The sequence below is a fragment of the Tessaracoccus sp. SD287 genome (assembly GCF_017355265.1).
In the GTDB taxonomy this organism is placed as follows: domain Bacteria; phylum Actinomycetota; class Actinomycetes; order Propionibacteriales; family Propionibacteriaceae; genus Aestuariimicrobium.
Genome location: NZ_JADIJQ010000066.1, coordinates 1 through 279 on the forward strand (window position 1 = coordinate 1; position 279 = coordinate 279).

Annotated in this window: 1 pseudogene; it reads left to right on the forward strand. The window is 63.8% G+C overall.

From position 1 onward, the window contains the following. Positions 1–279, forward strand: a pseudogene (locus IPV09_RS14015) (hypothetical protein); the annotation flags it as partial.

The window sequence follows — 279 nt, forward strand, 5'->3', positions numbered from 1 at the left end:
CGTCCCCACCGACGCCTATGAGTGCTCGCACTGGATGCGCGAATGGGTCCAGCTCAGGAATCCGTATGAGGTGTTCCCGTTCTCGAAGAAGACCTCGAGGAGGTCCGATCTGGACCACACCATCGAGTGGGAAGCCACCCGGGCCTGGGAGTCCACCCGCGAGCTGTGGATCGACCAGCTGGCTGATGGTGGCGGTGGAACCAGGCAGGCTTCGACGCCGTTGACCGGCCCCCACAACCTGGGCCCGTTGTCCCGCAAGGTTCACCGAGCGAAAACCTT